Raw genomic sequence first — 18,957 nt, 5'->3', positions numbered from 1 at the left:
TCCGAAAACAGAACAATGACGACCGTAGAATTTATACAGAAGCAGCTCAATATTTCTGAAAAGAGCATCAACAATACCTTACAATTACTAGCAGAAGACTGCACCATTCCTTTTATTTCCCGTTACCGAAAGGATAAAACCGGAAATCTGGATGAAACACAGATCGAACAAATTGCAAAGCTCAGTAAACAATTTGAGGAGATTGTCAAAAGAAAAGAATCCATTTTAAAATCTATAGAAGAGCAAAATGCTTTAACACCTGAGCTTCAGCAAAGAATAAAAGAAAGCTTTGATATTCAGGAGCTGGAAGATTTATATTTACCTTTTAAAAAGCGTAAAAAAACCAGAGCAGATGCTGCCAAGGAAAAAGGATTAGAACCTTTAGCCAGGATCATCATGAGCCAGAAAAACAACGACATACAGTTTCTGGCATCTAAATACCTCAACAATGAAGTTAACTCTGAAGAAGAAGCACTGCAGGGAGCCAGAGATATTATGGCTGAATGGATCAATGAAAATATGTATGTCCGTAAAAACCTCCGTAGATTATTTCAACGTAAAGCTGTAGTTACTTCCAAGGTGGTAAAGGCTAAAAAAGACGAGGAAGACGCTCAGAAGTTTTCGCAATATTTCGAATGGGAGGAAAATCTCAACAGAACTCCTTCCCACAGGCTCTTGGCTATGCTAAGAGCGGAATCAGAAGGTTTTGTGAAAACCAACATCGGAATTGATAAAGATGAAGCGATTGATTTTATTGAAAAAGCCATTATCAAATCCAATAATGAAAGTTCGGAGCAGATTGCTTTGGCTATAAAAGACAGCTATAAAAGACTTCTGGAACCAGCCATCTCCAATGAAGCGCTGCAGGAAGCAAAAGAAAAGGCGGATCAGAAGGCTATTGAGATCTTTTCGGAAAATTTAAGCCAGCTTCTTCTTGCCCCGCCTTTGGGAGAAAAAAGAATTCTCGCCATTGATCCGGGTTACAGAAGCGGCTGTAAAGTAGTATGTTTGGATGAAAAAGGAGATCTGCTTCATAATGAAACCCTCTACCCTCACGCTCCACAAAATGAAAGCGGAATGGCAATGAAGAAAATCCGTTCTATGGTAAACGCCTATAATATTGAGGCAATTTCCATTGGAAACGGAACAGCAAGCCGTGAAACAGAATTCTTTATTAAAAAGATTGCTTTTGATAAACCATTGCAGGTTTTCGTAGTATCTGAGGCGGGTGCTTCGGTTTACTCTGCCAGTAAAATAGCAAGAGATGAATTCCCAACATATGACGTAACTGTGCGTGGTGCGGTTTCGATCGGAAGGAGACTTTCTGATCCGCTGGCTGAACTGGTAAAGATTGATCCGAAATCTATCGGCGTAGGACAATATCAGCATGATGTGGATCAGACTCAATTAAAAAATGAGCTGGATTCTACCGTGATGAAATGTGTAAATTCAGTAGGAATTAATTTAAATACAGCCAGTAAATCATTATTAAGCTATGTTTCCGGAATTGGTGAAAAAATGGCAGAGAACATTGTTAATTACCGTACTGAAAATGGAGCATTTGAAGACAGAAAACAGCTGAAAAAAGTGCCAAGACTTGGTGAAAAAGCTTTTCAACAGGCTGCAGCCTTTGTACGAATTGCAAACGCTAAAAATCCATTGGATAATTCTGCAGTACATCCTGAAGCCTATGGCATTATAGAAAAAATGGCTAAAGATTTGGGGATTAAAACCAATGAACTGATTGCTAACAAAGAGAAAATAGCTTCGGTGAAACCTGAAAGCTATACCACTGAGGAAATCGGGATCTTAGGAATTAAAGACATCTTAAAAGAGCTTGAAAAACCGGGACTGGATCCCAGGAAAGCAGCCAAAGTATTCGAATTTGATCCTAATGTCAAAAGTATTAAAGATTTAAAAGCAGGGATGATTCTCCCTGGGATTGTTAATAATATTACAGCTTTTGGATGCTTTGTAGATCTTGGAATCAAGGAAAGCGGGCTCGTTCATATCTCACAACTGAAAGACGGCTTTGTTTCTGATGTAAACGAAGTAGTAAAACTTCACCAGCATGTAAGGGTGAAAGTTACAGAGGTAGATGAAGCCAGAAAAAGAATACAACTGAGTATGATCCTCTAATGCTTTTAAACATAAAAATATTACATTTTGAGTACAAAAAATTTAATTTTTGATCTGGATGGCACCTTATGGGATTCCAGGGCAACGATCATCAACATATGGAATAAGGTATTGGGCAAACATCAATTGATTAAAAAAGAATTGAAACCTGAAGATATGAACCAATACATGGGGCTGCTGGCTCATGATATTATAAAAGATATTATTCCGGGTATTTCAGATCTGCAGGCACAGGAGCTTCTTTCTGAAATTGTAGCCGAAGAGAATAAAGTGCTGCGTATACAGGGCGGAATTTTATATGAAGGTGTAGAAAATACTTTGAGAAGTCTTTCTAATACCCACTCTTTGTTTATTGTAAGCAACTGCCAGAAAGGTTATATTGAATCGTTTTTAGAATATTATCAGTTTAACGATCTGTTTGTTGATTTTGAATCCCACGGACGTACCCAAAAACCAAAATCTGAAAATATACACCTTCTTATGGAAAGGAATCATTTAAGCATTGAAAACTCCCTCTACATAGGAGATACACAAACCGATTATAATGCTGCAATTTCTAATAATCTGCCTTTCGTTTTCTGTACATATGGTTTTGGAAAATTAACTGAAAGTGAGTACCAGCCTTCTATTTCAAAACTTTCAGAGCTGACACTTTACCTTTCTTAAATTGAAAAATAAAGATAAATTTAAAAAACAAAAGACTGTCATTGGGACAGTCTTTTGTTCTTAATATTAAGTCTGTTTAACTTTTTTACTAAACCACAAAATGCACAAAAGTATTTTAAATACTAAAGTTATTTAAGTTATTTAAGTTATATACTTTGTGTACAAGAAGTACACTAAATCTTTGATTTTCATCTTATGTGAACTTAAATGTATGGTATTTCTCTAAACTTTCTAAAGTGGACTAAAGTGATTCAAAAATAAAAACCTTTTGTGATTTTGTGACTTTGAGGTTAAGTTTAAACAACTTTATTTTTAGAATTGTTCTACAGGAGGAAAGCTGGATAAATCCATATAATTATCGCGAAACGATCTAAGTACTTTAGTTACATCTAAAAATCTGTATTCTTTCCGATATGCGTTCAGTACCATATTTCCAATAATTTCATAGGTATCCTGAAAAGACTGGCGTTCAAAATCAGGTCCTTTCGGCTCTACGAATTCAACAAAAATACCATATCTCATAGCGCTTCCGCTTCCTACCATTTTATTGTATCTTAATGAAATCTCCTTATTTTTTGTTCCGCGTAAGGTAATTCCCGTTAACAGATCCTCCAGACCTGAGTCTCTCATTCCCGGATTTTCAATAGTATTACAATTTACTGATAATAAATAATTGAAGGCTTCAATCATAATTCCATTCTCCTGAGTTGTTTTAATATTGTTGTTACAAACTTCAACTCCTTTTGTATCAGAAATATAAATCCCTGCATAACTTACATCATTGATGACATTATTGGAAACTACACCCAGATCTACAAACCTTATATTAATTCCGTGCTGACCTGCATTCCTCACCACATTTCCGGAAACAACTACATTTTTTGCATAAAGCTGCGGAGTTCCCACTGTTGTATTATTGATCAAAATACCATCTCCACCAACCCCTGTATTTTCAACAATATTATTAGAGATCACAATATTATTGCTTATATAGCCTGATTTATCACTGTTTTGAAGCTTGATCCCTATTTTAAGAGTATTCCTTACTCTGTTACCTATCACAGTAAGATTTGAGATACCGGAATCAAGGTACATTCCGTGCTCCAGAATGGTATTGGCAATATCATTATCCGAAATGCTGATAAAATTGGAATTTTCAGTAATATAAATACCTTGTGATGAATTTTCAAAATAGTTTTTAGAAATGGTAATATTTTTTCCTCCTACTACAATACCCATATTATCTTTTTTGTACCCTTGTGCTGCCCAGCTCTGATTAAATAAATTTTTAACCTTATTGAATCTAAAGTTTAAATATTCTATTTCATACAACCCTGATACCGCAGAATAAGTAAAGTTTTCAAATAGGTTTTTCTCAATAGTAAGATTTTTTGCTCGAGGACAAAGAACCCCTACATTTCTGGAGCTGGGGCTGCCGTCATAATCTATTTCTTCTCCTTTTAAAATGAATCCTTTGATAGAAATATTTTCTTTTTGCTCACAGTTGAAAATTTCTGCTTTGGGTCTCTTCTGCTTTATTGTACACTTATTTGACAAGACCTTTTGATTATTCTGCAGATAAAGTGTTCCATCAATCTCAATAGACATTTCATCAAAGAATGTATTATATCCTAAAGCAAGAGCTTTGTTAATACGCTCTGCAGCCGCTGATGCGGATATCCCCGCTTCCCGGATATTCCACCACAATACATTGATATATCCTGACCATTGTCTTTCATAAAAATCATTATCCTTTTTTCGGTATATAACCCCATCGTCAACAGCAGTCCCAATTTTCTTATAAACAACAGCCTCATGAGTGTAGTTGTCTATCAGCTGTACAATATCCTCATTAGGATAACTATTACCCGATGTGAAAAAAGCATTTGCGTAAATCATAAAATTTTGTTTTTTTGGTTTAATTTAAATGGTAAAATATTCTTTTATAAATTTTACTGATGCAAATGTATTCACGCGGTACGACAGAACTTGACGTGTTGTATTGAACTTTTATTTTTATTTTTGAGTCATTGAAAAAATTAAAAACTACAGAAACTCCATTGAAAATATCAGAACTTAAAGACAGAAGAATTATTCGCAGGCCAACCCGGCAATTTGATGAATTTGGAAACAGAATTTACAATGAGTTCGAATACGAATTTCCTTATCACCCAACTCATAAAGGGAATGAAAGAGAGCGCCTTTTTGCTAAAGTGATTGATACGAGCCCTTTTTTCATGGCCTTTGTATTCATATTTCATCAACCGGTCTTTATAAGCATCGTTCTTTCCATTCCTTGTGTGATTATATTAGGTACATTTTGTGAATGGTATTTTGGAACAACTTTAGGTAAGAAAATTTTCAAGCTTACAATTCTTGATGATCATGGAAATCAGCCTGGTTTTATAAAATCATTCTTAAGGAATATTTTATGCCTGGCCAACCTTTTTCCGGTTTTTACAGATTTTATCCCTCCACCTAATCATACCTGGGAAGCAGAAGGTACTCAAATGAATTTCAGCATGTATCTGAATAATAAAATCTGCAAGACCTATATTGTAAAAGAACATAAAATTCAGGAAATAAGAAACCTTCTTTACACGCAAAAAACAAAGGCTGCACAATAATCTGTACAGCCTTTTTATAAGTTTCAGGGTATTTTAAAAACACAATCAAATTTGAGTTCATAAAATTTTCCCTCGGATATCCAGTCTTTCTATTTATAATCCTTAGAACTCCTTCTAGGCTCCTTAACTTCCGGCCATTTCACCGTTTCACCTTTATCATCCTGAGGCATTACTCTCTTTTCTCTGTTCGTAAACTCCGGATCTTCAGAAGCCATATAAGCCAAAGCTGCTGTTAAGATCACATTATTCTTCACCTCATCAAAAACGATTTTGTCATACGTATCTTTTGTGGTATGCCATGTATATCCGAAATATCCCCAGTTCAGAGAACTTAAGGAAAACCCGGGAACCCCTGCTGCAACAAATGAAGCGTGGTCAGATCCGCCTCCTCCCGGCATTCCTGGAAAATCTGTCTTAATGTGGGTTTTTACCGCTTTTGGAACTCCGTCAAGCCATTTCCCAATATAATCGTAAGCATTTACAAATCCTTGTCCGCTGATGCTCACAACACGTCCGGTCCCATTATCCTGATTGAATGCTGCCTGTACTCCTTTAATGATCTGAGGATTATCTGCTACAAAACCTCTTGAACCATTTAATCCCTGTTCTTCACTTCCCCAAAGCCCTATGATAATGGTTCTTTTATTATTCGGATAATATTTCTTAAGAATTCGCATTGTTTCAAGCATAGTAAGAGTTCCGGTTCCGTTATCTGTAGCTCCTTGTGCTCCGTCCCATGAATCCAGGTGGGCAGAAAGAATTACATATTCCTCCGGTTTTTCCTTTCCTTTGATCATTCCGATTGTATTGAAACTTTTAGCTTCAGGAAGTATTTTTGACTGGGTATCAACCTTAATTTTTGGCTGAGCTCCTTTTTCCGCCATTCTGTAAAGCATTCCATAATCTTCCACATCGATATCGATCATCGGAATTTTTGAGGTTTTTGCTCCGAATATTCTGTTAGCTCCCATAATTCCCGTCCAGTTTGAGATGGCAATTCCTGCCGCCCCTGCCTTTTCTAAAGCTTCCGGAAGTGTGTTGTTATCATATCCGATATTCTTTACATACGCGGTAAAATCTTTGGCAGCCTTTTCTTTCTCAGCTTTAAGCTTTTCATACAGTTCTGGCGTTGCAAATTCTTTGATCTGTTCATCAGAACGTCCTATTTTCTGATACTGCGCCATCAGTACTATTTTTCCTTTTACAGTGGGAAGCCATTTGTCAAATTCTGCTTTTGAAGAAACCTTAGGAAGAATAATCACTTCTGCTTCGATAGCTTTTTTCGTTGCCGGGCTCCATGCCAGCTGTGTTGCTGATAAGGATTTCACTCTTGGATGAGTCATATCTACATGAGTGGTTCCTCTCTGCCACCCTTTCCAGGTTCCGAACTGTTGAAGATTCGCATCTACCCCCCAGGAACGAAGCTTACCGGCACTCCATTCATTAGCCGCAAGCATTTCAGGGGTACCTACAAGACGAGGTCCGATACCATCCAGCAGCTCGTACGCCATATTTTCCAGCTGAGAATTGCTGTTTACTTCATCTACAAAACTTTTTACGATAGGGTCAAGCCTTTCTTTAGGGTCAACCTTTATCTGAGCCCATGAAAACTGGGCAGCCAGCATAACTGCAGGCACTGCAAAAAATCTATTTATCCTCATAATATATATTGATTGTTTAAAGATAAAGGAAATTGGGGAAATGATAAAAGATTTATCCTTAAAAAAGCTTTTATATAAAGAGATTCTCAATATTTCATATCATTAAGAAACAATATGGGTGAAATCTGGTGGATCTATAAATAAAAAAGACCGTCAGCCTGACGATCCTTCATATCTTATAATTCATTAAATTCCTATTTTCCGGTTATAAAAGCCTGTTCTCCTTCAAAAACAGTACGATCTCTGTTTTTTCTTTCTATTGTGGATATCACTTCAAAATTCCGGTATAAAAAAACCGGCTACAAAAAGCCGGCTAAAGGAGAATTATTTCTTAGCTTCTTCTACAGAAACTTTTCTGAATTCTTTGAACAATTTGCTTAGTTCTAAAGCTGCTTTACGAGCTCTTGTACCAGCTGCTTTGTTTCCTTTTTCCGCTTGTTGGTTTGCCTCAGTTGAGAACGCTTCAAATTCCGCGTTGATTTTTTCAATTAGTTCTTTCATTTATTTAAAAATTTAGGCTGCAAATATAGGTTTTATGGTGATTCCAGCCTAATTGTGCTGAAAAAAATTATGAGATTTAATTAAATTTTGTGAAGGTTTCTCAAATTCAATTTAAATTTTAAAACAAAATCAAATTATTACAGGAAACCCGCCATGTGATTTTGTGTTGCAAAGCTCTTTATATGTATTTTATGGTAGATTAACTAAGGTTCACTTGTTTTTCTAATGTTTTTGGTTAAATTTGATTTAAACTCAATAATCAATGTTTAAGCAAAGCCTTCTTTTAATTATCTTATTTCCCTACTACCTATTCTCTCAGGACAAAATCAGCTACAAAATTTTTTATAACAAAGATCTCGGACAAAACGGATTAAAGGTTCAGGCAGATTATACTCTTAAAAGTCCTTCAGATACTATTTCCTTTTATTATGCCAATGAAAATTGGGGAGAGAAAGATCTTTTCAAAAATCTAATTCTGCTAAAGGAGGAAAACCCAGGCATTACATTTGATTCCCAGCCGGAAAATAATAAAATAAAAGTACATATGAAAAAGGGTGAAAAAGTCACTCTTATTTACCATATAAAACAAGATTTTATAGATCCGAATTATAGAATATTTAATCGCCCAAGAATCAATAAAACCTTCTTTCATGTTTTGGGCAAAAATCTGTTTATAGTACCTAGAACATTTACTCAAATTCCGGAAGACAGGGAATTCGAATTCAATATTGAATGGATAGGTTTCCCGCCAGAGTTCAGATTTCATAATAACTTTGCTACTCAGGCCCGGGCACAGAAAATCAAGACAACTTTATGGGAAGGGTTCTACAATTCATTATTTATTGGGGGAGATTACAGGTTTTATAGTTTTACCATTCACAACAAACCGGTTTATCTTGCATTAAGAGACAACTGGAATAATGGCTTTACAGATGATTTTCTATTTTCAAATCTAAAAAAGGCGGTACAATCTCAAAGAGACTTCTGGAAAGACTATGAACAGGATTACTTTACTGTAACTATGACTCCAACTGTTTCCCAAAAAGACAGCCTATACAAGGGTTATAGTACAACAGGTTCTGCCATTAAAAATGCATTTATGATTCAGGGGACCAATAATCCCTTTAATAACAAAAATACCTATCTCTATCTTCTTCATCATGAACTGATGCATGAGTGGATCGGTAATAAAATTCAAAATAAGTATGAAGAACTGAATTACTGGTTCAGTGAAGGTTTTACGGATTACTATACTTATAAAAACAGACTTCGGATAAAAGATATATCTTCGGATGAGTGGCTAAGTTTATTCAACGAAGAAGTCATCAAAAACCATTGGAAAAACCCACAGAAAAATATTCCTAACTATAAAATAAAAGACGATTTCTGGAAAAGCCGTGACGTAGAAAAAGTTCCGTACAGAAGGGGGGCTATTTTTGCTTTCTGGCTGGATAACCAGATCATGTTAAAAACCGATTATAAAAGATCTTTAGATGACTTGATGCGAGAGTTATTAAAAATCTCTACGGAAAAGAAAGTAAAGTTTACAGATGAACTTTTTCTCGATCTGGCTCAAAAATACCTGGGCAGAGATATCTCTTATTTTTTTCAGAAGCACATTATCAGCGGAGAAGATATTAACCTTACTCAGGAAAAATGGATTAACGGATTTGAATTCAAAATCATTAATGATATCCCACAGCTGGAAATTGATACAATGAAGAATCTGAAATACGTAGTAAATTAAAACAAACAACATATTTTAAAGAAGCAATTCCTTCGCCTGCTTCCCTGCATTTTCCAATAAGATAAAGCTTTCAGAAGTAATCCTTTCTGCAAAGACGATCCGGAAATGATGGTGATACCTGTCTGTGAAAGAAAAAGTATCTCCCGGAGTAAATAAAACCCGCTGCTCTTCACAATATTGATAAAACCGATGCATATTGATAGGTTCCGGCAGCTGCCCCCAGATGCTGTACCCGCCTTCAGGTCTGTGAAAATAAGAACCTTCAGGAAAAGAGTTCCTCAAAACCTCTAATACCTGATCAGCCTGCAGGTTCAGTTTTTTACGGAATGTGCGAAGATGCCTTTCATAGCTGCTTCCTTCTAAAAGCTTCAGCATCAGTTCCTGATAAACGGGAGCAACCGAACGGCCTAAGGCAAACTTTGCTCTTTCTGATTTAGAGTAGAATTTTCCTGCATACAGCCAGCCCAGACGAATTCCCGGGGCAAGAGTCTTTGAGAATGAAGAATAAGTCATCACCAGCCCTTTTTTATCAAAGCTCTGAATATTCTGCGGCCGCCTGTCTCCAAAATACAAATCTGAATAGATATCGTTTTCAATAATACACAGCTGATGCTTTTCTGCAATTTCCAGGATTTCCTTTTTCACCTCATCACTCATCAAGATTCCTGTAGGATTATGAAAGTTAGGCGTGGTGACAAGAGCGCGGATGTCATTTTCTGTACAGGCTTTCTGAAAATATTCTGTATCAAAACCATTTCTGTAATGAATGGGAATCTCAATCACTTTAAGACCGAGATGACTGATAACTTCCAGTACGGAAAACACGCATGGACTGTCAACCGCAATCACATCGCCGGTTTTCGTCACGGATTTCAATGCAATGGTAAGAGCCTGCAAAGCGCCATCAGTAATAATCAGTTCATCCGGATTAAAGACAGAGCCGTAAACCGCCATCTGATCAGCAATGCTTCTTCTTAGTGCTTCCAAACCATTGGACGGATAATACCTGAGTAATGAAGCTCCTTTTTCACGAATCACTTCCTGCATAGTTCTGAGGATAAGCTTTTGCGGGATAAGCAGATCTCCCGGAACAGCATGATGAAAGGAACTGAACTCTGAACTTCTTCTGGAGGTCAGCACCATATTTTTCATGAATACCTCATCTCTTACTACCGGCGGAAGATCAGCTTTTATCTCAGGGATATTTTCTACCTGAATATCTGCTGCGAAATATCCTGACCTTGGACTGCTTTCAACCAAACCTTTCATCATAAGATATTCATAGCCGCTCTGCACGGAACTTGTACTCAGCCTGTATCTTTCTTTAATATCACGAACCGACGGAAGTCTGGTCTTTGCCTTTATAATCCCCTTTCGAATCTGCTCTTCAATGGCAGCTGTAAAAATTTCATACTTATAAGTTTTCCCCATAATACACTCAACTGTACTGAACAAATTTATGAAATTCCTCCTCTGTACCGATTATATTTCAACAAACTGTATCCATTTTGAATAGTTTAATCTTCTAATTTTGAATAAAAAAAAAGCCCCATGGATATCATTTCAAAATTTACAGTAGGTTCTGAAGAGGGAATTTCTGATCTTATAGCCATCATTGACTCTTCAGTTCTCAGTCTTCATAAAGACTTTGTTTCTGAGGAAGACATCAAAAGATACCAAAACGAAATAGATCCGAGAAAGATGATCAATGATCTTAATGATCTTTCCAATCAGCTTATTATGACATATGCTGATCAAAAACCTGTAGGATACAGCATTATCAAAAGCGGCTCTGTGCATTCCGGAATATCTGATGGAAAAAGAGCTACAGAAATCAGTTTTGTGATTCTGCCTGAATTTGATTCACCTGAAACAAGACAATCGTTATGGAAAAAATGCAGAGCAGCCATAAGCTTTACAGACGTAATATGGATCAATATGCTGGCTCATGATCCGCTTCTTGAGTTTTTAAAAGAAACCGGCTTCACAACTATTTCCGATGCTCAAGCAGGACCATTCCTGCTGCCTTCCTACCTTTTGGAAATGCAGATCAGTAAGAATTAATCTCCAGCTGACAAATTTCACAGCCGAACATTCAAAACCAACCAGATAGATCTTAATATAAAAGATTTACCTATCTTTGATTTTTATAATTTAAAGATCATGAGTGACCAGCTGGAAACCATAGAAGATTATTACAGAAAACTCCGGGAAGATCAGCTCAATATGTTTGATTCTGATGATTTTGAGACAGGAAAATCACATTTTAATATTTCCACACGAAAATACTGTGGTTTTAAAAGCCCTTACAACCGCCGTGACTATTACAAAGTGAGCTTCATTGTCGGAAAAGGAACGTTTCAGTATGGGGCTCATCAGTTGTATATTGACCGCCCGGTTCTTTTTTTCCCATCCCCCAACATTCCTTATTCCTGGGAGTGTGACGGTGATCAGGAAGGGTATTTCTGCTTATTTAACCAGGAGTTTTTCAATGGGAGTCCTGAATTCAATCCTTTCAGAAAAACCTCATTATTTAAGGAATGGAGCAAGCCTATTGTTTTTCTGACTGAAGAACAGACACAGCTGGCGATGTTGTATTTTAAGCAAATGCATAAGCTGAATCATTCCACTTATCCGTTTCGCTGCAGCAGTATTAAAAGCCATCTCGCATCTGTTCTTCATCTTGCACTCGAAAACCGTGTAGAAGATATTCATCCTAATGAACTTCCTGCTAATGTCCGGTTATATAAATTATTTGATGAACTGCTCAATAAACAGTTCCCTCTGGACTCACCTGCTTATCCGTTGGCATTAAAAACGCCAGCTGATTTTGCCCGCCATCTGAATGTACATGTTAATCATTTGAATTCATCAGTAAAATCAGTAACAGACCTTACCACCACACAGATCATCAAGGAAAGGATGTTTGAAGAATCAAAAAACCTATTGAAATATACCAATTGGGATATTGCACAGATAGGATATACTTTAGGGTTCGATCAGCCTTCGCATTTTAATAATTTCTTTAAAAAGCATGCGCAGACTTCCCCATTAAAATTTAAAAACGCTATTTAAATATTTGAATTTTGTAATTTTTACTTTGTCTTTTAAAACAGGTTTAAATATTTCTTACACTATTTTTGCATGGTAAAAAAGAACGAATATGTTGAGAGCAGCATCTGAGCAGCGCATCAGATTAATAACCATTATGGCGTTTGTGTCTATCCCGCTTTCCGGATTTGTCACAGATATTTATTTGCCGTCATTTCCTTCTATGGCGAAAGGAATGATGGTTTCTGAAAAAGATATCCAGATCACTTTAACCTCTTATCTTCTGAGTTATGGAATTTCTCAGTTATTTGTAGGCGGAATTCTGGACAGCATCGGCCGCTACCGTCCCAAATTACTGGCTTTATTTCTTTTGGTAGTAAGCAGTATCCTGATTACGATGACCAACAGTATTTTATTAATATGTCTGCTTCGTATCCTTCAGGGCGCAGCCGTTTCCGTACTTGTGGTGGCTACCCGTGCTATTTTTGTAGATATTTATGATGCGGAAAAAGTAAAGCATTATCTCAGTTATTTTACCATTGTGTGGTCCTGCGGCCCTATTCTAGCCCCTTTCCTTGGCGGATATCTTGAAAAGCTTTTTAACTGGCATGCTAATTTTTATTTCTTAGCCTTTTATGCCGGGTTTTTATTCTTATTTGAATGGTTTTTCAGTGGCGAGAGCCTTCCACAGAAAAAGAAACTTGATCTTTCTGAAAATATAAGTTTGTATAAAATGATGCTTAAAAACAGAATTTTCATGCTGGGAATCTTCATTTTAGGACTGAGCTATTCTATTGTGATGCTATTCAATATTACAGGGCCTTTTATCATTGAAAATACATTCCATTTTACCCCGGTTGTAATAGGATATTGTACGCTGATCTTAGGCTTTTCCTGGATGATTGGCGGTTTTATCGGGAAACGAAGGCTCACACTGGATTTTAAGCCCAGAATCTTACAGCCTATCCTTCTTCAATTGATCCTGATTGCTGCTTTAATTATCACCAGCTATTTTGCAGAGAGTCTTTTTATCATGATCCCTTTTGCCTTTTTCATTCATATCTGTTCGGGGATTTTATTTACTTCATTCTTTACTACAAGTATGTTGTATTTCCCAAAAAATGCAGGAACTGCCGGCGGGCTGATGGGCGGATTGGTGTATGTGATTACTTCTATTACCAGTTTTATTATTTCTGTAAGCGGAACTGTAACGGATCAAAAAGGTCTTTCCTGGCGGTATCTGATTATTGCGGTATTTCTCCTGGGAATTATCCTTATTATGAATCAGACCGTAAAAAAAGAAAAAGCAGAGAATTAACCTCTGCTTTTTTATGCAATAAAACTGTTTTCTGATATTATAGATTCGGATAACAAACCTCTCAAATGCAAAATCGACTATTTCCAGATAGTCGATTTTGATATGTACTTATATTTAGTTATTTCTAATAAGGCTGAGGACTTGTATTATTTATTTTTACCTCAAATTGTACATCAGCCGTTACACTTGTTCCGTTCAGATAAACCCAATCAGTTCCGGATTTATTGTACACCTGAAGATAATAAGAATTTCCGATTGTTGTTTTATCTTTGAAAGCAACAATATCACCATCTTCAATGCTTGCAGAAGTATTCCCGGTCTTTTTCTTTACCATTTGAATTCTCAGATTTTTAAGAGATTTTCCAAATTTTGGAAAGTAATAATAGCTTCCGCTGTTCAAGGTTTCCCAGTACCAGAAGTTATTGATCAGCTCGCTGCTTTCTACTCTTACGAGTCCTTCTTTTAAATCAAAATAATTATCATTATCACCAATATTCACGATATTGAACCATGTTTTCGCCTCCGGCTGTGTAGCAGAGACCGTTAACCAGTCATCAGGTTTTGAAAGGTTCATAGTAACATATTTGCCTGTGGATACTGATTTGAGTGAAATACGATCATATTTTCTGAATTTCAAACTCTGTGCAGGTGTATTCTGATCTGAATAAATATTCCCTTCAACAGGATAATGATCTGAATAATCTGTCCAGTAATATTTATCACCTGTTAAATTCGTATAGGTCATCAGGTTTGAAGATACAGGATCAAATGCAATATTCTGCCAGGATGAAGGTACAAGATGGTCATTAGACACAAGGATATAATCCAGATATTCTCTTGGATTGGCTGGATACGGATAATGATATGCAGCCATCGTATTGGTTTTTGTATCCCAGGAATATGGCAGTCCTTTGTATAAAGGAGCATTAACATTAAGTTTCTGAAGCATTTTAGGATATTCAGGACTGTCTTTTATAATATTGAAATCGCCACCATACATTACCATTTCATCTGCAGAAATTTTCAACCCGTCAATAAAAGATTTCATTATCCCCAGCTGCTGTTCACGGATTTCCACTTCTTTTCCATTACAAGACGGCTGCGTAGATTGTGTATGTACTGATATAAAATGAACTCTTTTTCCCTCTTTTAGTATTCTGACATATACGAACCCCTTCAGAGATAAGGCATCAAAAGAGCATCCTGCAGGAAATATATACTGATCCATTCTTTCTATGGGATATTTACTTGCAATCATCACTCCCCCGTTTTCAAATCCTCCGGAAGTGATTTCCCGCCAGTCGCCCCAGGTATTATCCCAGCCGTTTTTGGTCTGTCCCAACACTGGTGTCTGGTATGGGAAAGTAGCAAGAAGTTTTTGGCGCAGCTTATTAGCAGCCGTATTATCAAAGCATTCCTGAAGCAGCAAAACATCATAGTTTTTCAGAAAAGGAGCTTCGCCTAATTTCTCCGCCCTTGCTTGTTGAGACCATTGTGTAGTGGAAGCCACATTGATATCACGTAATAAAAATGTATTATAAGCAAGAACTTTAATATTAGGAATGGCAGTTCTATATGCGCTCTCCTGTTTGTTAAGCGGTTCTCCATCTGCTAAATTCTGATCTGTTCTGCATGATAATAAGGTAAAAAGACATACAATCGGGAAAAACCGAAATAAAGGAAATCGAAAGTAATTCATAAATGTTTTTTTAATTTAAAATTTTTCACTAAAATATGAATTACATCCCCCGGGAAAATGAAATGAATGTTATCTGTTTCTTAATTTTATGTAATTGTGATTTCCATAGCTTGTCCATTGTATAATGAGTAGAATATATATTATTGAGTAGTATGATTTTAGCATTAATTAGTTTTAATTAAAACTAATTTTTTGTATATTTGTTAGGTAAGGTTAAGCGATCAAACCTTTTGGATTTCAATTTTATTGAGTGTAATTATTACCTGTTAAAGTATGCCTGTTAAAGAAAAGAATATTTCAGAACTCGCTTTAGAACTAGGCCTGGCTATGAGTGAAATGAAAAGCCGTTTGAGACAGAAGATCCAGACTGCTGTAAGTGAGTATGATTCTGATTTATCATTTGAACTAATTGAGATTTTAGGACTTTTGTCACGTAATAACGGGATCAATCAGCAGGAAATCGGGAATAAAGTAAGCAAAGACAAATCAAGCATTACCTACCTCATCAACAGTCTTGTAAAAAGGGATCTGGTGGAACGGATAGCCGATAAAACCGATAAAAGAAATAGGCAGATCTTTCTTACTGTAAAAGGACAACACATTGTAGAAACCATCTATCCATGGGCTTTGGAACTTTATAAAAAAGCGGCAGGTGACCTTCATGAAGATGAAATCAGGAAAGCCCTGCTTCTGGTAAAAAAAATGACCGCTAATCTGGAATAATCAGAATCTAAATTTGAATATGCTATGAAAACAATCCTTGTACCTATTGATTTTACATCAACTACAGAAAATGCTGCAAGAACCGCTGCAGACTGGGCAAAACAATATGAATATCAACAAATCATTCTTTTAAAAATAGCAGGAGAATCTGAATTTGATTATCTGCATATTGCAGAAGGCCATTCATTTGTTAATGAAGAAAGTGTCAATGATTTATTGCATAGAACGGAACAGTTATTTGATCACCTAAGCGATATCATCACGGAAAAAGCTCCGGATATCAAAGTTTCAAGGGTATTAAGTGACTGGGCGCTTACCAGAAGCATCAATGAGCTGATAAAAAATCAGCCTTCTGTTGAACTTATCATTTTAGGAAGTGATGATTCTACTTCCACTACTGAAAGTTTTGTTTCGGATAATATTATCAGTATTGCAAGAACAAGCCCTGTTAAGACTTTAATTATTCCTAACAGCTATCGTTACAGTACTATTAAGAACATATTTATTCCTTGTGACATCAAAGGAATTAAAAGACTGGAAAGGCTTTTCCATCACAAATATATTATTCACAAACAAGATGTACAGTTGTTATTTTTAAATATTAACACCAAAAAGAATGATATTGATGAGGATAAAAAAAGAGAACTGGAAGAATACATTCATCAGCATCTAACAGAGGTCCCAAGCAGCATTCATTATTCTTATGATGAGGACATTATCAACGGAATTCTGACTTTTGCTTCTTCAAATAATGCTGATCTGATTATTGCATTGCCGGGCAGACACAGTTTCCTTTATTATCTGGCAAGCAGAAGTATCTCTGAAGGGATTTACCAAAATACCCATCAGCCTGTTTTAATCCTTAAATAAGAAACATTCTTTAATCTGAACAATTAATAATAGATTTTAGTATTGTCAATTTTCACTAGTTTTTGCTCATGCATTTTCTTGACATATCGGATTACGGTTTCTACCCGTAGCCCGGTTAAGGATGCTATTTGCTGTCTGGTATAAGGAATCAGAAAAGAATGGGCTTCTTCAAATCCGAAATATTTTTTGAGATGATCAAACAGCTTCTGCAGCTTTATGATAGGATCGGAAATGGCGAGAAAACTGGAAATCATATACCGGAAATGAAGTCTGTCTGCGGTATACTTGTTCAATTCCAGCATTAATGCAGGCTTTTCCAGCAGAATTTGTAAAAATTCATTCTTCGGAATCTTAATAATTTCGCAATGGGTAACAGCAATAGCATTCACAGCATAATTATGGCAGGTAAATAAATAGCTTTCACCAATGCAATGCCCATCAAAAGGAAGCCCGTGAACGAATTCTTTTCCATCTTCCAGAAAAGTATTCAGCTTTACTGTTCCATATTTTATCTGGAAGTAATATTTAGCAGCTGTTCCTTCCTGAAAAATATAATCTCCGGCGTTATATTTTTCCAGCTTGGCACTATGAGAAAATAATAAGTCTTCGCATATGATCATCTTTCCATTATTAATTTGAGTAAAATTAAGTAAAGTATAAGGAATCATGCAACATAATAAATACCACAAAAAAACGCTTCATTTTTCATAGTTGTTGCAGATTCTAAAGCATTAAAATTTTTTCCGATTCTGACATCAAAAATCAAGTTCGGTCTTATTGAGCAGTAATCTTCTTTTTATGTTTTACCCCCCATTCTGCCAAGGCTGATATTACATCTTTTAATGACTGGCTGTATTCTGTAGGAATATATTCTACCAATACCGGCTTCTGATCGATAAGGACTGTTCTTTCTATCAGATGATTCATCTCCAGTTTCTTTAATTCGCTGGATAATACCCTTGCTGAAATTCCGCTGATGGTTCGCTGCAACTCATTGAAACGTGTATGCCCGCCTAAAATCGCAATCATTACTCTTATGGTCCATCGGCCGCCAAGAACATACAAAGCATCTTCTGTAGCAGAGAGATGAGTACTGCACTGCGGCCTTGAATACACTATTTTTTCTTCTTCCATTTTAATTGGTTTTATTTAACTACTAACCTGAAAGTTATTACTAACCTTTTGGTAACTACTATCTTTTTATTAGTAAATATAAATAATTTTGAACAGTTAATTTTAAATAAATAAAAAAATGAAACAAGTACTTCATATTATTTCAAGCCCAAGAAGTGAAGCTTCAGTAAGTAAAAAGCTGGGAAACGCAGTGGTAGAAAAAATTTCAGCCAAATATCCGGATAGTGTTTTTAAAAGAAGAGATCTGGCCAACCCTCTTTTTCCTCATCTGGAAGAAAGCCATATTAACGCATTTTTTACTCCTGCGGAACACCGTACTTCTGAACAGTTGGAATCTATAGCTCTTTCTGATACTGTGATTGCAGAGCTGCAAGAAGCCGATATTATCATCATTGAAGCTCCTCTCTACAACTTCAGCATTACTTCTACGTTGAAATCTTGGCTCGATCATGTTGCAAGAGCGGGGGTAACTTTCCGTTATAGTGAAAACGGTCCTGAAGGGATGATCAAAAACAAAAAAGTATATCTTGCTTTTTCAAGCGGCGGAGTCTATTCTGAAGGAGAAAGACAGGCTTATGATTTTGTAGTTCCTTATCTTAAACAGACATTGGGATTTTTGGGAATGATGGACATTTCGGTTGTTCGTGCCGAAGGATTGTCTGTACCTGTAATTCAGGAAACAGCTTTGCAGAAGGGAATTGAAAGTATTGTAGTAGAATAAATAAAGTAAAAGTTGTCTCAAAGATATATTCTGAAACGCAGTTGGTCTTGCTATTTGTTTTTTTAAGATTCACCTGTAAACCAAGATTATTCTTTCAGGC

General features: G+C 36.2%; 17 protein-coding genes. 10 read left to right on the top strand and 7 right to left on the bottom strand.

Annotated features, from left to right (window positions below):
- The first annotated feature begins 15 nt into the window (after positions 1-15).
- Positions 16-2,139 (top strand): Tex family protein, encoded by a 2,124-nt coding sequence (locus tag F3J23_RS05155; RefSeq protein WP_167025169.1) that lies wholly within the window; start codon positions 16-18, stop codon positions 2,137-2,139.
- A 27-nt stretch (positions 2,140-2,166) separates the two neighbouring features.
- Complete coding sequence (locus F3J23_RS05150) at positions 2,167-2,805, top strand: HAD family hydrolase (protein WP_167025166.1); 639 nt, start codon at positions 2,167-2,169, stop codon at positions 2,803-2,805.
- A 312-nt stretch (positions 2,806-3,117) separates the two neighbouring features.
- Here the strand turns inward: F3J23_RS05150 and F3J23_RS05145 are convergent, their stop codons facing one another.
- The gene (locus F3J23_RS05145) at positions 3,118-4,704 is read right to left on the bottom strand and encodes a right-handed parallel beta-helix repeat-containing protein (RefSeq protein WP_167025163.1); all 1,587 of its coding nucleotides are present in this window, start codon (positions 4,702-4,704) and stop codon (positions 3,118-3,120) included.
- 131 nt (positions 4,705-4,835) lie between these two features.
- Between F3J23_RS05145 and F3J23_RS05140 the strand changes: the two genes are divergently transcribed.
- A complete protein-coding gene (locus tag F3J23_RS05140; RefSeq protein WP_167025160.1) occupies positions 4,836-5,432 on the top strand; it encodes an RDD family protein in 597 nt (198 codons plus the stop codon).
- 89 nt (positions 5,433-5,521) lie between these two features.
- Here the strand turns inward: F3J23_RS05140 and F3J23_RS05135 are convergent, their stop codons facing one another.
- Positions 5,522-7,093 carry a M20/M25/M40 family metallo-hydrolase gene (locus F3J23_RS05135; RefSeq protein WP_167025157.1) on the bottom strand — a complete coding sequence of 524 codons (1,572 nt, stop codon included), beginning with the start codon at positions 7,091-7,093 and terminating at the stop codon, positions 5,522-5,524.
- A 324-nt stretch (positions 7,094-7,417) separates the two neighbouring features.
- Positions 7,418-7,594 (bottom strand): histone H1, encoded by a 177-nt coding sequence (locus tag F3J23_RS05130; protein ID WP_123273877.1) that lies wholly within the window; start codon positions 7,592-7,594, stop codon positions 7,418-7,420.
- A gap of 262 nt (positions 7,595-7,856) precedes the next feature.
- Here F3J23_RS05130 and F3J23_RS05125 point away from each other — a divergent pair, with 262 nt between their 5' ends.
- A complete protein-coding gene (locus F3J23_RS05125; protein WP_167025154.1) occupies positions 7,857-9,341 on the top strand; it encodes a M1 family aminopeptidase in 1,485 nt (494 codons plus the stop codon).
- A 15-nt stretch (positions 9,342-9,356) separates the two neighbouring features.
- On the opposite strand, the gene F3J23_RS05120 is transcribed toward F3J23_RS05125, so the two are convergent.
- Positions 9,357-10,772, bottom strand: coding sequence for a PLP-dependent aminotransferase family protein (locus tag F3J23_RS05120; protein WP_167025151.1), 1,416 nt, complete (start codon positions 10,770-10,772; stop codon positions 9,357-9,359).
- Between the two features lie 120 nt (positions 10,773-10,892).
- Here F3J23_RS05120 and F3J23_RS05115 point away from each other — a divergent pair, with 120 nt between their 5' ends.
- The 3 genes from F3J23_RS05115 to F3J23_RS05105 all read left to right on the top strand — a co-directional run bounded on the left by F3J23_RS05115 (position 10,893) and on the right by F3J23_RS05105 (position 13,710).
- On the top strand, positions 10,893-11,405 hold the full coding sequence (locus tag F3J23_RS05115) for a hypothetical protein (RefSeq protein WP_167025148.1): 513 nt from the start codon (positions 10,893-10,895) through the stop codon (positions 11,403-11,405).
- A 99-nt stretch (positions 11,406-11,504) separates the two neighbouring features.
- Positions 11,505-12,416 carry a helix-turn-helix domain-containing protein gene (locus F3J23_RS05110; protein ID WP_167025145.1) on the top strand — a complete coding sequence of 304 codons (912 nt, stop codon included), beginning with the start codon at positions 11,505-11,507 and terminating at the stop codon, positions 12,414-12,416.
- An 88-nt stretch (positions 12,417-12,504) separates the two neighbouring features.
- Positions 12,505-13,710 (top strand): MFS transporter, encoded by a 1,206-nt coding sequence (locus tag F3J23_RS05105; protein ID WP_167025142.1) that lies wholly within the window; start codon positions 12,505-12,507, stop codon positions 13,708-13,710.
- Between the two features lie 124 nt (positions 13,711-13,834).
- Here F3J23_RS05105 and sph read toward each other — a convergent pair whose 3' ends face one another.
- Entirely contained in the window at positions 13,835-15,409 is a 1,575-nt protein-coding gene (gene sph, locus F3J23_RS05100; RefSeq protein ID WP_167025139.1) for a sphingomyelin phosphodiesterase, read from the bottom strand.
- A gap of 273 nt (positions 15,410-15,682) precedes the next feature.
- Here sph and F3J23_RS05095 point away from each other — a divergent pair, with 273 nt between their 5' ends.
- Positions 15,683-16,132, top strand: a complete 450-nt coding sequence (locus F3J23_RS05095) for a MarR family winged helix-turn-helix transcriptional regulator (protein ID WP_167025136.1) — start codon at positions 15,683-15,685, stop codon at positions 16,130-16,132.
- A 24-nt stretch (positions 16,133-16,156) separates the two neighbouring features.
- Complete coding sequence (locus tag F3J23_RS05090) at positions 16,157-17,002, top strand: universal stress protein (protein WP_167025133.1); 846 nt, start codon at positions 16,157-16,159, stop codon at positions 17,000-17,002.
- A 23-nt stretch (positions 17,003-17,025) separates the two neighbouring features.
- On the opposite strand, the gene F3J23_RS05085 is transcribed toward F3J23_RS05090, so the two are convergent.
- Complete coding sequence (locus F3J23_RS05085; protein WP_167025130.1) at positions 17,026-17,622, bottom strand: Crp/Fnr family transcriptional regulator; 597 nt, start codon at positions 17,620-17,622, stop codon at positions 17,026-17,028.
- Positions 17,623-17,776: 154 nt separating this feature from the next.
- Complete coding sequence (locus F3J23_RS05080) at positions 17,777-18,136, bottom strand: winged helix-turn-helix transcriptional regulator (protein WP_167025127.1); 360 nt, start codon at positions 18,134-18,136, stop codon at positions 17,777-17,779.
- A 118-nt stretch (positions 18,137-18,254) separates the two neighbouring features.
- On the opposite strand from F3J23_RS05080, the gene F3J23_RS05075 reads away from it, so the two are divergent.
- Positions 18,255-18,857 carry an FMN-dependent NADH-azoreductase gene (locus F3J23_RS05075; protein WP_167025124.1) on the top strand — a complete coding sequence of 201 codons (603 nt, stop codon included), beginning with the start codon at positions 18,255-18,257 and terminating at the stop codon, positions 18,855-18,857.
- Positions 18,858-18,957 lie beyond the last annotated feature (100 nt).

It is taken from the genome of Chryseobacterium sp. Tr-659 (assembly GCF_011752975.1).
Classification (GTDB): Bacteria; Bacteroidota; Bacteroidia; order Flavobacteriales; family Weeksellaceae; genus Chryseobacterium.
The sequence above is the reverse complement of the archived record's forward strand: the minus strand, read 5'-3'. Positions and strand labels throughout refer to the sequence as shown.